13 protein-coding genes and 1 tRNA gene are annotated in these 12,483 nt (G+C 50.7%); 6 read left to right on the top strand and 8 right to left on the bottom strand.

Translation table 11 applies throughout. From position 1 onward, the window contains the following. The first annotated feature begins 124 nt into the window (after positions 1 to 124). Entirely contained in the window at positions 125 to 448 is a 324-nt protein-coding gene (locus GS601_RS13695) for a helix-turn-helix domain-containing protein (RefSeq protein ID WP_162423853.1), read from the top strand. 188 nt (positions 449 to 636) lie between these two features. Here GS601_RS13695 and GS601_RS13690 read toward each other — a convergent pair whose 3' ends face one another. From GS601_RS13690 to GS601_RS13680, 3 genes are all read right to left on the bottom strand, one after another. After that, positions 637 to 2,361: an ABC transporter ATP-binding protein gene (locus GS601_RS13690; RefSeq protein ID WP_162423852.1), complete on the bottom strand. Its 1,725-nt coding sequence runs from the start codon at positions 2,359 to 2,361 to the stop codon at positions 637 to 639. Positions 2,362 to 2,492: 131 nt separating this feature from the next. Beyond that, positions 2,493 to 2,807: a hypothetical protein gene (locus tag GS601_RS13685; protein ID WP_202925079.1), complete on the bottom strand. Its 315-nt coding sequence runs from the start codon at positions 2,805 to 2,807 to the stop codon at positions 2,493 to 2,495. Between the two features lie 261 nt (positions 2,808 to 3,068). Further along, a tRNA-Arg gene (locus GS601_RS13680) sits at positions 3,069 to 3,141 on the bottom strand. Between the two features lie 36 nt (positions 3,142 to 3,177). Here GS601_RS13680 and GS601_RS13675 point away from each other — a divergent pair. The 4 genes from GS601_RS13675 (at position 3,178) to GS601_RS13660 (ending at position 6,503) form a co-directional block, all read left to right on the top strand. Next, entirely contained in the window at positions 3,178 to 3,318 is a 141-nt protein-coding gene (locus GS601_RS13675) for a hypothetical protein (protein ID WP_162423851.1), read from the top strand. 274 nt (positions 3,319 to 3,592) lie between these two features. Then, positions 3,593 to 4,270, top strand: coding sequence for an Npun_F0813 family protein (locus GS601_RS13670; protein WP_162423850.1), 678 nt, complete (start codon positions 3,593 to 3,595; stop codon positions 4,268 to 4,270). 60 nt (positions 4,271 to 4,330) lie between these two features. After that, a complete protein-coding gene (locus GS601_RS13665; RefSeq protein ID WP_162423849.1) occupies positions 4,331 to 5,443 on the top strand; it encodes a hypothetical protein in 1,113 nt (370 codons plus the stop codon). 133 nt (positions 5,444 to 5,576) lie between these two features. Further along, positions 5,577 to 6,503 (top strand): transposase, encoded by a 927-nt coding sequence (locus tag GS601_RS13660; protein ID WP_162423848.1) that lies wholly within the window; start codon positions 5,577 to 5,579, stop codon positions 6,501 to 6,503. A 137-nt stretch (positions 6,504 to 6,640) separates the two neighbouring features. On the opposite strand, the gene GS601_RS13655 is transcribed toward GS601_RS13660, so the two are convergent. From GS601_RS13655 to GS601_RS13640, 4 genes are all read right to left on the bottom strand, one after another. Further along, a complete protein-coding gene (locus tag GS601_RS13655; protein ID WP_162423847.1) occupies positions 6,641 to 6,880 on the bottom strand; it encodes a LapA family protein in 240 nt (79 codons plus the stop codon). Positions 6,881 to 6,928: 48 nt separating this feature from the next. Beyond that, entirely contained in the window at positions 6,929 to 8,365 is a 1,437-nt protein-coding gene (locus GS601_RS13650; protein WP_162423846.1) for a phosphoglucomutase/phosphomannomutase family protein, read from the bottom strand. 353 nt (positions 8,366 to 8,718) lie between these two features. Continuing rightward, positions 8,719 to 8,934: a hypothetical protein gene (locus GS601_RS13645; protein WP_162423845.1), complete on the bottom strand. Its 216-nt coding sequence runs from the start codon at positions 8,932 to 8,934 to the stop codon at positions 8,719 to 8,721. Then, entirely contained in the window at positions 8,931 to 10,766 is a 1,836-nt protein-coding gene (locus GS601_RS13640; protein ID WP_162423844.1) for a S8 family peptidase, read from the bottom strand. Before GS601_RS13640 ends, GS601_RS13645 begins: the two co-directional genes overlap by 4 nt. A 186-nt stretch (positions 10,767 to 10,952) precedes the next feature. Between GS601_RS13640 and GS601_RS13635 the strand changes: the two genes are divergently transcribed. Next, a complete protein-coding gene (locus tag GS601_RS13635) occupies positions 10,953 to 11,417 on the top strand; it encodes a hypothetical protein (RefSeq protein ID WP_162423843.1) in 465 nt (154 codons plus the stop codon). A 77-nt stretch (positions 11,418 to 11,494) separates the two neighbouring features. On the opposite strand, the gene GS601_RS13630 is transcribed toward GS601_RS13635, so the two are convergent. After that, positions 11,495 to 12,439 carry a glycosyltransferase family 2 protein gene (locus GS601_RS13630; protein ID WP_162423842.1) on the bottom strand — a complete coding sequence of 315 codons (945 nt, stop codon included), beginning with the start codon at positions 12,437 to 12,439 and terminating at the stop codon, positions 11,495 to 11,497. Positions 12,440 to 12,483: the final 44 nt, after the last annotated feature.

Raw genomic sequence — 12,483 nt, 5'->3', positions numbered from 1 at the left:
GCTTTTTAGGCGAGAGAATGTATTGTTTTTAACATATTTTAGATCAGGGAACGTTGCCAAAATTTGTTTGCAGATTCGTCAGTTTTAAGCCCAACTGTTGGTTTGAACGATAGGAGTGTTCCCCATGCAAAATAGTGTTCAACAGCACGTTCAACCTTTTGCCGAGCGTTCTTGGAAGACCTCTTCTGTAGGTCGCCCGAAGACCATTAACGACCACTATCTAACTCGGCTAAAGGAGTTAGTTAGCCATAGCCCCAAACAGTTTGGCTACCCGTTTGAGCGCTGGACTGCCCACTGGTTGCAGAGACATTTGGTCAAGGAAACGGGGGTAGAAATTAGCGATCGCCATGTCAATCGGTTGCTAAAACAGATGGGATTATCGACCCGCCAAACCGCCCAATGTAAGCACTTTGGCACTACCATCACGGATCTAGATGCGGCTCGGTGATGGCTGTTTCTAAAGCTCTACCCTCTAGACTCTGATTGGCTAGACCCTGATTGGCTGATCAATTTTGCCGCGTCGGATCACCCAACTGCGCCGACTTTAGCCCTTTTTTCTAAAGAGAAGGGCTTTGTATCTCGATCAACCTCATGGTCAACCAACATCGTCTCAAACCTACGGCACACCTTGCCACTTCAGCTAAACTGTTGAGCATAGAACCCTGCATACCGTCCGCCTTCGGCAAGGAGTTCCTGATGGGTTCCAGACTCGACCACGCGCCCTTTTTCGAGCACTAAAATACGATCGACCCGGCGAACAGTCGCTAACCGATGGGCAATAATAAAGACCGTTCGGCTCTCCATGATTCGTTCGAGGGCTTCTTGTACCAATGCTTCAGACTCAGAATCGAGGGCAGAGGTTGCTTCATCGAGAATCAGAATGCGGGGATCGAGCAAGACGGCTCGTGCGATCGCAAGCCTCTGTCGCTGCCCACCCGATAAATTCACTCCTCGTTCCCCCACCCATGTGTTATACCCGTCCGGAAACTGACTGATAAACTGATGGGCATTCGCAATCTTCGCTGCTTCCTTCACCACATCTAATTCAAATTTCGGCTGTCCGAAGGCAATATTTTGCGCGATCGTCCCTGTGAACAACGTCGTCTCCTGGGGCACAATTCCGATCTGCCGCCGCAAACTTTTAAGAGACACATCCCGGATATTCACGCCATCCACCCAAATCTCTCCGGCTTGCGGATCGTAAAAGCGAGGAATCAAATTCACAAGCGTAGTTTTTCCGGCTCCAGAACTTCCCACGAGCGCCACCATCTCTCCCGGCAGCACCCGCAAACTCAACTCTTGCAGCACCGGTCTCCCCGCTTGATAGGCAAAGCTCACCCTGTCAAACTCAACCTTGCCATTCACAGCAGGTAAGGGCAGGGCGTTGGGCTGTTCCACAATCGACGGCTTCAGCCTGATTAGCTCAAAGATGCGATCGACCGATGCTTCTCCTTGCTTAAACTCGTTGTAGTTGTTCGTCACCGTTGCAATTGGCTCAAACAAAATTACCACCGCAACGATATAGCTAATAAAGCCACTCCCCGTTAAATTGCCCTGCGAGATCTGATAGCCGCCAACTAGCAACAGCGACAGCATACTCAGCGCTTCTAAAAACCCCACTACCGGATATTGAATCGCTCGTAGACGCTCGGTTCCATATTTTGCCTGCCAGTTTCGCTTCGCGGCATGGTTAAAGCGATCGATCGAATACTCCTCGGCAGCAAAGGCTTGCACAAGCCGAATCCCGCTAAACATCTCGATCAGCAGCGCCGACAGATCCGAAACCCGGCTTTGGCTTTTATACGAAAGCTTCCGCAACTGCTCCCCAAACCAGGCAATCAAAAATGCCATCAGAGGAGCCACAATCAGCGTTGCCAGAGTAAGCTGCCAGTTGAGAATGACCATGTAAATCAGCATAATCACCAGCCGCAGCACATTTGGCACAAACTGATGAAAGACTTTGTTAATCACTTCGCCAATGCGATCGACATCTTCGGTCAGCCGATACGCCAAGTCCCCGGTTTGTGCCGTTTCAAAATAGCTTAAACTTAGCTGCTGAATATGCGCGTAGGTTCGTTGTCGGAGTTGCAGCGCGATCGACAGCGCCGCCTTTGCCATCAGCGTATCCTGCCCATACTGAGCCAGTTTTTGACTTGCCCAAACCAGCGCCGCAAAACCCGCTAGCTCAGCCACCGCGCTTACCCGTCCCGCCGCGACAAGCTCAGACATCTGCTTTGCCAGCCATGCCAACACAGGCCACGTTGCCGTCAGCACCAAGGTACACGCCGTCGCCTGTGCAATGGTTTTCCACTGAGGGCGCACGTAGGGAAGAATTTGCCAGTAGCTAGAGCGATGTTTCAATGTGGGTTAAAGTTCCAATCTTGGTAGATGTGAAAACAAACGGTAATCACGAGGCAACAATCATCAAACAATCATCATTAGAATAATCGGCAAGAGGTACTTGTCGAGTGGGTCGGCAGGCAGAACTTGTCCTAATCAGTAGCCAAGGAGGGAATGCCAAACATCCGAAGTAGTCCGCCCACCACGTTATAAGGCAAAAAGGAGCGATCGTGCATCGGGTGCCAATTCCTGCCACGATCGGCGCAAACGTCTGCGCGACAGGGATAAACCGCGCTAAAATCACCGACCACCCCCGTGTTTTTCGTAAAATTGCTGTCTCCCGACAAGAAAAACCTTACAAGCCGCCCAGATTCTGCAAAAACAATTTTCCAGATGAAAAATAAGCCGCTCCAGAATCCTGGATATTCAATTGCCTGCCGTAGATGGGGTACATCAAAAAAATTCATGCGTTCCTCGATTCAGGTTCCATGACGGGCTAGGTCACCGCTTTGTGCCATAACAAAAGTCCTTCGCTACAAATTCACCCTCCTTATTCAGGATTCAAAATTCAGGATTCAAAACACCCTGCCCCATTGTGCCGGAATTTTGTGACAGAATTCGTCCTACTAGTTCTCTTAAACTATCAGCGTGTTCTATAAACCAGTAGAAATTTCTCCCGCGCCAGTCTCTCACCTTGAAGGAGGTTTCTTAGGCGTTGCTTAAATTAACGGGTACTACAGGACTCGAACCTGTGACCGACCGCTTAGAAGGCGGTTGCTCTATCCACTGAGCTAAGTACCCCAGGAAACTTATTTAAATATGATAAACGGGAGAGGGATGATTTGGAATTCGGAATTGTGGAAAACGGGAGAACAAGGGGCATCGTGGGAGAGAACGGGGATAGCTAGACTCAACCGATCGTGCTCAACCGATTGGTATAAATCCGAATATTTTGGCGATCGCGACAAAGCGGGGTAGAGAATCCAACGATCAGGGCGTCACCGATCGGTATAAATCCGAATATCCGTAGATTTGCTCATTGGCTCAATTTTTATGAAGGATGTGTAAATTGACAGCCAAAAAAAGGGAATTGAAGGGAGTGGGTCACTCGTTGACTAGTGCACTGCGGGCTTTGATTTTTGGGTGGTCGCGTCAATTCTAGCGATCGCAGGCATAATAGCAACGGTTCCAGGGGAGTTTGCTTTCCTGTCGCCCACCCCTCCATACCCCTACCCCCTCCTCTAGCTGGTCTATGTTCATCCTGAAACGGCAGGACGTTGAAATCACCAATGTTCAACATCCTAAACGTGATCAAAAAGTTCCGATTCTGTCCTATCAGGGGCAGACCTTTCGGCTCATCAGTATGTTCCAAGCCAACCAAGAAGAAGAGGCAAGGGCATTTTGGCGGGATCTGACCGACAACCAGGGAAAGGCTTGCGTTCTCCTAGAAGAACCAGAGCGCTACAGTATCTGGGGCAAAATTCGCCTTGATCAGTTAGGCAACGACACCCCCCCTGCTCCTATGGTTGCCGGAGGGACGCCACCCGCAATATTTATCCAAGCGGGACTGCTGATGGTGCAAGCGGTTTACATCGACATCGAAGATTTCATGGGCACAAAGCAAGCGGCAACCTTTCAAAAAGATATTGCGGAGGTCTTCTCAAGAGGGCGATTTCCCCAGGCAGAGACGCGAGAAGCGGTCAAACAACTGCTGAGTGTTGATCCGCTCAACAGCTTAGAGACTCCTGTTTGGCAAGAAAAGCATTTGAGTCTGCTGCTTCAAGAACTGCATCGTCTCGGCAAAGCGTATTTTGGCAAATCTCCGTTTGTGTCGCGCATTTTAGATGCTCTGCAAGACCTTCCACCAATGGAACGCACTCGATTTATCAACTGGATGAATCAGTCGTCTGTAGGCAAGCTATGGCAGTAGTCGTCTGCTCGGTTACGTCGCGTCGCTATCGTTCTCCTTCATCCCCTTTCTCACTGTTTTATGAGTAGTTCACTAGGAAAATCTGCGAGCAAATCTGCATCGGTGCAAACGATCGTATTTGCAGAAATCATTTGGGCGGTCTTAGCACTTCTATTTTTTCTGCTGTTTAGCGTTTCTGACCCTGGCAAAGACCGTGAAAGCTGGTATCTGCTTGGAACAGCCGTGTTTGAAATTGTTGCGTTTCTCTCGGCAGCCGTGCTGTGTTTGAGGAATTGGTTGAGTCCACAAATTGTTAGTGGACGGAAGGTCTGGCTTGGCATTGGGCTAGGAATGCTGTTTTATGCCTTGGGTACTATTTTGTTTACCGTTTGGGAGGTGGTGTTTCATCAGGAACCCGACGTGTCTCCTGGCGATTTTTTCTACATTCTTGCGTATATCTGTTTGGGCTGGGGGATGGTGATGGCATTTGCCAGCCGCCGCCTCAATTTAGAACTGTGGCAGTGGATGATCGTGAGCGGCATTGCGGCGGTGAACATTGCCCTCGTCACCTGGATTACGATCGCAGGCAATGCCCAGACTGTTCCCCAAGTAGATCTGTTTGGCATCGCGCCGGCTGCCGCGCAACCGGCTCCCATTAAAGTTCCTCAAAAGCCTGGGGTTGCGTCACCCCAACCCAGTGTTCAAGCGTCACCCAAGCTGCGCGTCATTCCAACGCCTCAACTTCAGGTCAGCCCTGAGCCAAGTCCTGCCAGTCTCGTTACTCCACCCATTGCTACTCCAGCAGCAACCGCCGCAGCCGCCCAACCGCCTGCACCCGAATGGGTAAATGCGATCGAAGCAGTGCTCAGCCCCTTGAAAGCCTTCGTAAACTACTTCTACGTGATTGCCGACGTCTTCATCATTATCGTGGCAACTACGTTGCTGCTTGCCTTTTGGGGCGGACGGTTTTCCCAATCGTGGCGGATGATTGCTGCTGCTGCGTTCTCGCTCTACATTGCAGACATGTGGCTTAAGTATGCGACCAGTCCGCTGTTTCCAGGGTATCCCAACTATCAGAGCGGCGGCTTGCTAGAGCTATTCTGGATTTTTAGTGGAGTTTTGTTTGGCATTGGGGCAGTGCTTGAATACGACCTCAGTCGATCGCGGCGGGCTGGAGGGCGCAGAAGAGCGTAAGCACACACGTTAACGCTAGACGAAGGCAGAATGAAGGAGTTCTGCCTTCTTTGTTTTCCCTGATTGCGACCTTCGACATAGAATAGAGTCAGTAATCTTCGCGATCGCCCCTTAAGCATCGGCGCTCTTAGGTATGAGTTCTCGCAGACTGACAGATTCGGATAAACAGGACATTGTAGAACTGTACCGCCAACCAGGACACACCACGTTGACGTTAGCAGAGCAGTACGGCGTTAGCAACACAACGATTAGCCGCATTCTCAAAACAAGTTTGTCGTCTGACGAGTATGAACGCTTGATCCAACAGAAGCGAACCGCTCGGTTTAGCTCGGAGGTCACGGTTCAGGGCAACTTACTAGAGCCAGAACCTGTAGCGGCTGAGCCGTTGGCAGAGGTGAAGCCAATTGTTGAACCAGAACCAAGAAAAGTCACGGCTCCGGTGTTGCGGCGTTCTTCCACGATGCCGCAAAGTGGGGCGCGGCAACGATCGCTAGAGGCTGAAGATGACGCCAGCGAACCACTCGTCGATTCTGAAGAAGTTGGGGAAGTTGAGAAGTCTGCACCAACCGTTAAGAAGGTGATCGGAGCCGATTTGCTGCTTCAGACTAGCGACGGGTTAGACGACGAGGACGACGAGGACGACGAAGATGATCTTGACTCAGCCTTGAGCGGTGAATTTGACGACGAAGATGAGGAAGATGGGGATGATGTCTCTGTGTTGCCCTCAATTCATCTCAGCGCCACAGAGTTTATTCATGTGTTACCGATCGCAGAGGCAGCAATCCCAAGAACGTGTTATCTCGTGGTTGATCGCTCAGCCGAGCTTGTGGCCCGTCCGCTGAGCGAGTTTGTTGAGTTGGGGCAGATCCCGTCGGATGAGATTCAAGAGAGAACGCTACCCGTGTTTGATAACCATCGGGTTGCGAGGCGGTTTTCTAACATTCGCACACAGCGGGTGATTAAAGTACCAGATAGCCGAGTTCTGCAAAAAGCCGCGCCCCATTTACAGGCAAAAGGCATCACCCGCTTGCTGATTGACGGGCAGGTTTACGCCTTGTAGGCAGTTTTTACCCTAGTAGATTGTTAACTTTGAGTCGATGGGTGAATGGGTGGATGAGTCGATGGTTCCGGTTTCCAGACTACCCATCTACCGCCCACCCATCGACCCTAGACCCTCATTTCAACCTTGACAGACCACTAGTCGTTTTCCCTGTCAGACGCAGCAGGGGAAGAGCCGAGCAGGGGTTGAACGATCGCTGCCCCAATCATACCGAGGGCGGTGCTAAACGCTAGCACTAAGCCAAACGGCAGTTCGATCGTTTGGAAGGTGAGAAAGCGAAAGGAAACGGGGGCGGCATTTTGAACGGAGATTAGAGCGATCGCAGCAACCCAACCGCCTAAAATGCAAGCCGTAATCAGAGTCGCAAGGGATTTCATAAGCAAAGAAAGCGGGAACAGATGGCTCGTCTGTTCCCGTTAAGAGGTTTACACAGCAACAGGTTCAATTTGGTGAATCATTTTCTCCATATACTCAGAGATTTGCTCCATTTTTTCAGGAGAGTTGGTTTCGATATACACCCGGATTAGGGGTTCGGTTCCAGACGGACGCAGCAGCACCCAGCTTCCCTCTTCTAGATATAGCTTGATGCCATCTTTGCGACCAACTTCTTTAACCCCGATATTGGCAATGTTAGAGGGCGGATTTTTAGTAACGGATTCTAAAACTGCCTCTTTGTGTTCATTGGTCAGGTGCATGTCGAGGCGGTTGTTGTAAAGCGGCCCATCGGCTTCTGCGATCGCTTCTTGCACCAACTGACTGAGCGGTTTGCCTTCGTAAGCGATCGCTTCTGCCACGAGCATATCTGCCAACACCCCATCTTTTTCGGGAATATGCCCAATCACGCTCAGCCCACCCGATTCTTCACCCCCAATTAGCACCGTAGTTTCACGCATTTTCTGACCAACATACTTAAAGCCAACCGGCGTTTCATACAAGTCTAGGTCATACTTGGTTGCAAAGTTATCAAGCAAGTGAGTCGTTGCCACGGTACGCACGATCGCGCCTTTTTTACCTTTATTTTTAACGAGGTGACGGGCAAGCAACAGCAAAACAGTGTTGGGCGTGAGAAACGTCCCCTGTTCATCAATGATGCCGAAGCGATCGCTATCGCCATCGGTGGCTAAGCCCAAATCCGCATGGTCTTTTTTGACAGCTTCAACCAACCCTTCTAGCTGTTCGCCCTTAGGTTCAGGCATTCCGCCGCCAAACAACACATCCCGATAGGTGTTAAAACTTTCGGTTTCGCAGCCGCAATGCTCTAAAACCGTGTCTAAATAGCCGCGTGAGGTGGAGTAAAGCGCGTCATATTTGACCTTCAACTTGGCGCTGCGAATGCGCTCTACATCTAGAATGCTGTAGATAAATTTGAGATATACAGGCTTGGGATCAAAGGTGGAAATTTTGTCAGCGCTCTTGCCACTTGGCATCGCGTCTGAGGCATTTTCTAAATTTGCCACGATCGTATCGGTAATTTCTGTCGTTGCTGGGCCTGCATAATCGGGAATGTATTTGATGCCGCAGTAGGGAGCCGGATTGTGACTTGCCGTAAACATCAGTGCGCCTGCTGAGTTGAGGTGCCGGGCGTTGTAGGCAATCACGGGCGTCGGGCAATCGCGATCGACAACTTTGACCGTCCAGCCCAAGTCGGCTAACACACCAGCGGCAGTGTGGGCAAATTGATCGGCTAAAAAGCGAGTGTCGTAAGAGACCAACACAGGACGGTCTTTTGAATAAGCGGTTTCGAGATAGCTGGCGATCGCGCGGGTAGCTTTGCAGACGTTAGAAAAAGTGAAGTCATCGGCAATAATGCCGCGCCAACCGTCGGTTCCAAATTTAATTCTTGAACTGCTTGCAGCACTCATAGTTCTGTCGTTCCTATAAACTTTCCTTCATAGTACAAGAGCCGATCGGGAAAATAGCTGTTTGGCAAAGAAGTCATGGGTGGGCAGTGACGCCACTGCTGAAGATTTCATGAAACCTTTCCTCCAACTCAGTCGTAATGGGTAGTCTGTGCTCAATCAGCCACTACACATTACGATTTTTTCTAGGAGTGTGATCAACTGAGCCAAACGACAGCAGCAGCGAGATAGAGTGCATCCAAAACCTTCGTTGCTCGCTGAGCACCTCGCTGATCATCGTGGGTAGCAATAGCTCGATATGGCTTGAGCCAGGCAAACAAGTTCTCGATAAGCAGTTGTTTAAAGCACATTGCAGGTTAGAGAACAGTGAACGACTGAACCTCTAAAACTGGACCAATCATCGCGATCGTCATCACATCCTCACGAATTTGCCCATCAATTTTGACCTTGAGACCCACCTTTTGAAGATCACTCGGTGGGTGATGAAGTTCGTAGGACTTGCCATCATCGGCATCGAGTGCCCAAGTTCCGGTTCCAAAACCTTTACGCTGAATTACACCTGTAAGAGTCATGCGAGTGTGTCCTTTGGTTTGATTGCGAGCCGAGCCAAGCCAAAGCAGAGAAGCGCGTTAACGATCAGGTAGAGGCGAGCGATCGCGCCCCCGCCGAGCCACATCAAGGTCGGATCGATCACCGCACTGATTCCGAGACAAGCAGAGACGCCGATCGAAGACCCGATCGCAAACCACTTCCACTGCTGATGCCCTAACAGTAGCGCAAGCAGCACTGCCGGAATCAGCACACTGGCAGAAATAGGGTTGAGAGCACTGCTCCCCTGGACGGCACTTCCGATCTCCGGGAGCGAGCTTCCGAGCAGGCGAAAGGGATACTGAGGCACATCAAACAAATAAACTCCTCTAACCAAAAAGAATCCAGAACTTCCAGTGATCAAGCCTGTTGCCAGCGACCAACTCCACGTAAAAGGAAAGTAGCTGCGGAGAAACCACGCCAACAAATAAGAGCCGACTACCATCGCTAGTTTGGGCAGCAGTGCCACTGCGCCGCCATCGATCCAAAAGCGCGGATTGAGGTAGCCATTGTCCCGCAACCATCGGAAGAAATCGTTGAATGTGATCTTGCCTTTAAGCGCCAGGCTCACTGCCGCCGCCGCATCTAGCTTACCTGCCCCAAAGTGATTTAAAGGATCGTCTTGAACTTGACGTGCCGATTTGGCAAGAACAGCTTCTACTTCATCCGGGGTTTTGACGCCCGTCGCTTCGATCAGAACGGCTACGCCTGCAACGTGGGGAGCCGCCATGCTGGTTCCTTGAAAGGCAGCAAAAATCGATTCTCCGGTCTGAGGGTTGATCGTATTTTGCAAAATCCCTCCTGCTTCTCCGGTTGAGGTGTCACCCCCAGGAGCCGAGATATCCACGCCTGCACCAAAGTTTGAGTAAGGCGTTTTCTCGCCTGCTGCCCCCAATGCGCCAACTCCAATCACGTAGGGATAGCGAGCCGGATAGTCTGCCGCATTGCGCCCAGAGTTTCCGGCAGCGGCAATGACGACGACTCCTTTTTTATGGGCATAAGCGATCGCTTCTCGCATTGCACTGCTTTCACCGCCGCCGCCCAAACTCATGTTGATCACCGTGGCGTCGTGGTCTGCGGCAAATCGGATCGCTTCGGCAATGTCGGCAACGGTGCCGCCGCCGCTAGCGCTTAAGACTTTGAGCGGCATGAGAGAGGCTTCGTGGGCAATTCCGGCAACGCCAATGCCATTGTTGGTGGATTGGGCGATCGTTCCCGCAACGTGGGTGCCGTGTCCATTGTCATCGGCGGCAGTGTCGCGATCGCCAACAAAATCGTAGCCAGCGACTATTTTTGTTTCGTTGAGATCTGGAACTTGAGAAATTCCGGTATCAATCACGGCAACGGTAATGCCACTGCCTTTGGTTTCTGCCCATCCTGCCTCAATGTTGATGTTGTGAAGGTTCCACTGTCTGCTGTAGAGCGGATCATTAGGAGCTTGCCCAACGTTAGGTAGGCTGGGCGATGGGGTAAATCCTGATGCTTGGGTTGCTTCGGGAATGCTGTAAATATAGTCAGGCTCAATATATTCGGTGTATTTAGAAATAGGGGAACGTCTCAGCGCTTTGAGAAGCTGGCGATCGCCCTCGACGATGTAGAGGTGATCAGCTTGGGAAAAGCGGCTGTTGAGTTGAGGACGGACGTTGAATTGAGTTGCGATCGCATTGACCTGGTTCTGAATTTCAGCCGTTCCTACGTCTTCTCTAAAATCCAGCACAATGCGCTCATACACCCCTTTGGCGGCGAGTCCTGCAAAGTTAGACATCGCCCATCCCAAGCCCACCACGCACAAGCCGATGATCAGAAACTTTCTCATAGTCCTCTATCAATAGTTTTCTACCAACCAGTTCTCTATCAAACGTCGAAGTTGAACTCCAACATAGCGCAGCCATTAGACGGATGCGGCAGGAAAAAGGGGTGATGACGCAAAACTAAATGTTTTACCGAGATACCATGATCTTAGAGGCTAAATTTTTCTAATTCTTAATGACTCTCGTTAGGTATGATTCACGGACTTTTATGGCTCCCGCTGCTGGCTGTATTTATCGGGCTAGCGTGGGCAGGCTGGAACGAATATCAAAAGCTAGAAACTTATCGGCAATGGGCGGATCACTATGATCGCGCGAAGTTTGACATTTACTCGGTGTTGGCGCAAAAGGGCGACGAGTTGACCTGGGGAAAAGCAACTCGCAGGGGCATTGTGCAAACTCAAACCTTCTCACTCAACGATGTGCAGGCAATTCGGCTGCTGGTCAATCGGCAAGCGGTTGATATGCAAGCCCCGCCAGAGCGAGGAAAATCAATCGAGTTAGAGTTTGAGATGCCTCAGTCGTCGGTGCGAGTGCCGTTTACGCAGGTAAATTTGGCGGCAAAGTGGGGCGAGGTTTTGCTAAAAGATTGGGAACACCTGCGATCTGTTTCGCCAAAGGCTGGAGGAGCGTCTCTGTTGGGTTCTGACGGTTTGTGATGCTGTCGAGCGACGTTTATTCGTGAGCCTATGCCGCGTCTATTTTTAATCTGTCTTGCCATCGTGTCGCCTTAAATTTACCGGGTTTGGCGAATCAAGTTAAAGGCGCGCGATCGCACCCCAAGCGGCAGCACAGAAAGCGCCATTCCGGTTAGCGCTTTTGAGGTTGAAGCCGATCTTCCAGCGCTCACAAGGTCTCTCCCAACCTGCGTTTCGCCTTTTTCAATCAATCGCAGTCCCAACAGTAATTGAGTTTCAGCGAGGCGCGATCGTCGCACTTTTTCCAATGGCTCTTGCTCAAATTGGAAGTTCTGTAAATACTTCAGTTTGTCTTTTAGGTAGGGAATGGCGCGATCGATGCCCTGTTGTTCCGGATGAACGCGATATTCCATCAGGCGTTGGGGCAGATAATAGCCTTGCTTATGCGCGATCGCTAGCCGAACCAACAGATCGTTATCTTCGCAGTTTTGGATATTGGGGCGCATGTATCCCAGATCCAGCAGTGCCTGTCGCCGAAACAACGTCGCGCCAATTTGAAAGCTTTGGTTGACAAACACCACTTCTAATAAGTTGGCAACCACACCTGTGGGCAAATTTGTTCTCCCCCACTGCTGAGAATTTTGCTCGGTGGCAGCTTCATCGCGCTGATGGTGCGAATCAATGATCCAATGATCCGTGCCCACAAAATCGAGGGTGGGTGAGCGATCTAAAATCTGGCTTGTCTGAGATAAAAAGTTTGGGGTCAAGCGATCGTCGTCGTCAAACTTGATGAAGTAGGCTCCGGTTGCTGCCTCAAACCCAGAGCGCATGTTGTTGCTTTTGCCAATATTTTTGGGATGGCGAATGTAGTGAATTCGGGTGTCTAGGTAGGTTGCGAGCAATTCGGGGGTGCGATCGCTAGAGCCATCATCACACACGATTAGTTCCCAATCTTGCTCTGTTTGCTCAACAACACTTTCGATCGCAAACGGCAACAAGTGAGCGCGGTTAAAGGTAGGAATGCAGATGCTAATTTTGGGCATTGTGGGCTGGAGGTTGACATTATACCTGAACAAGTTTTTTGAGC

Source organism: Myxacorys almedinensis A, from assembly GCF_010091945.1.
In the GTDB taxonomy this organism is placed as follows: domain Bacteria; phylum Cyanobacteriota; class Cyanobacteriia; order Leptolyngbyales; family Leptolyngbyaceae; genus Myxacorys; species Myxacorys almedinensis.
This window is presented reverse-complemented; position numbering and strand designations above follow the sequence as displayed.

Coding starts and splice junctions, on each gene's coding strand:
- GS601_RS13645 (WP_162423845.1), bottom strand. CDS start 8,934: ATGACTCTTACAGGTGTAATTCAGCGTAAAGGTTTTGGAACCGGAACT.
- GS601_RS13660 (WP_162423848.1), top strand. CDS start 5,577: ATGAGTTCTCGCAGACTGACAGATTCGGATAAACAGGACATTGTAGAA.
- GS601_RS13695 (WP_162423853.1), top strand. CDS start 125: ATGCAAAATAGTGTTCAACAGCACGTTCAACCTTTTGCCGAGCGTTCT.
- GS601_RS13685 (WP_202925079.1), bottom strand. CDS start 2,807: ATGAATTTTTTTGATGTACCCCATCTACGGCAGGCAATTGAATATCCA.
- GS601_RS13670 (WP_162423850.1), top strand. CDS start 3,593: ATGTTCATCCTGAAACGGCAGGACGTTGAAATCACCAATGTTCAACAT.
- GS601_RS13665 (WP_162423849.1), top strand. CDS start 4,331: ATGAGTAGTTCACTAGGAAAATCTGCGAGCAAATCTGCATCGGTGCAA.
- GS601_RS13635 (WP_162423843.1), top strand. CDS start 10,953: ATGATTCACGGACTTTTATGGCTCCCGCTGCTGGCTGTATTTATCGGG.
- GS601_RS13640 (WP_162423844.1), bottom strand. CDS start 10,766: ATGAGAAAGTTTCTGATCATCGGCTTGTGCGTGGTGGGCTTGGGATGG.
- GS601_RS13675 (WP_162423851.1), top strand. CDS start 3,178: ATGATTTGGAATTCGGAATTGTGGAAAACGGGAGAACAAGGGGCATCG.
- GS601_RS13655 (WP_162423847.1), bottom strand. CDS start 6,880: ATGAAATCCCTTGCGACTCTGATTACGGCTTGCATTTTAGGCGGTTGG.
- GS601_RS13630 (WP_162423842.1), bottom strand. CDS start 12,439: ATGCCCAAAATTAGCATCTGCATTCCTACCTTTAACCGCGCTCACTTG.
- GS601_RS13650 (WP_162423846.1), bottom strand. CDS start 8,365: ATGAGTGCTGCAAGCAGTTCAAGAATTAAATTTGGAACCGACGGTTGG.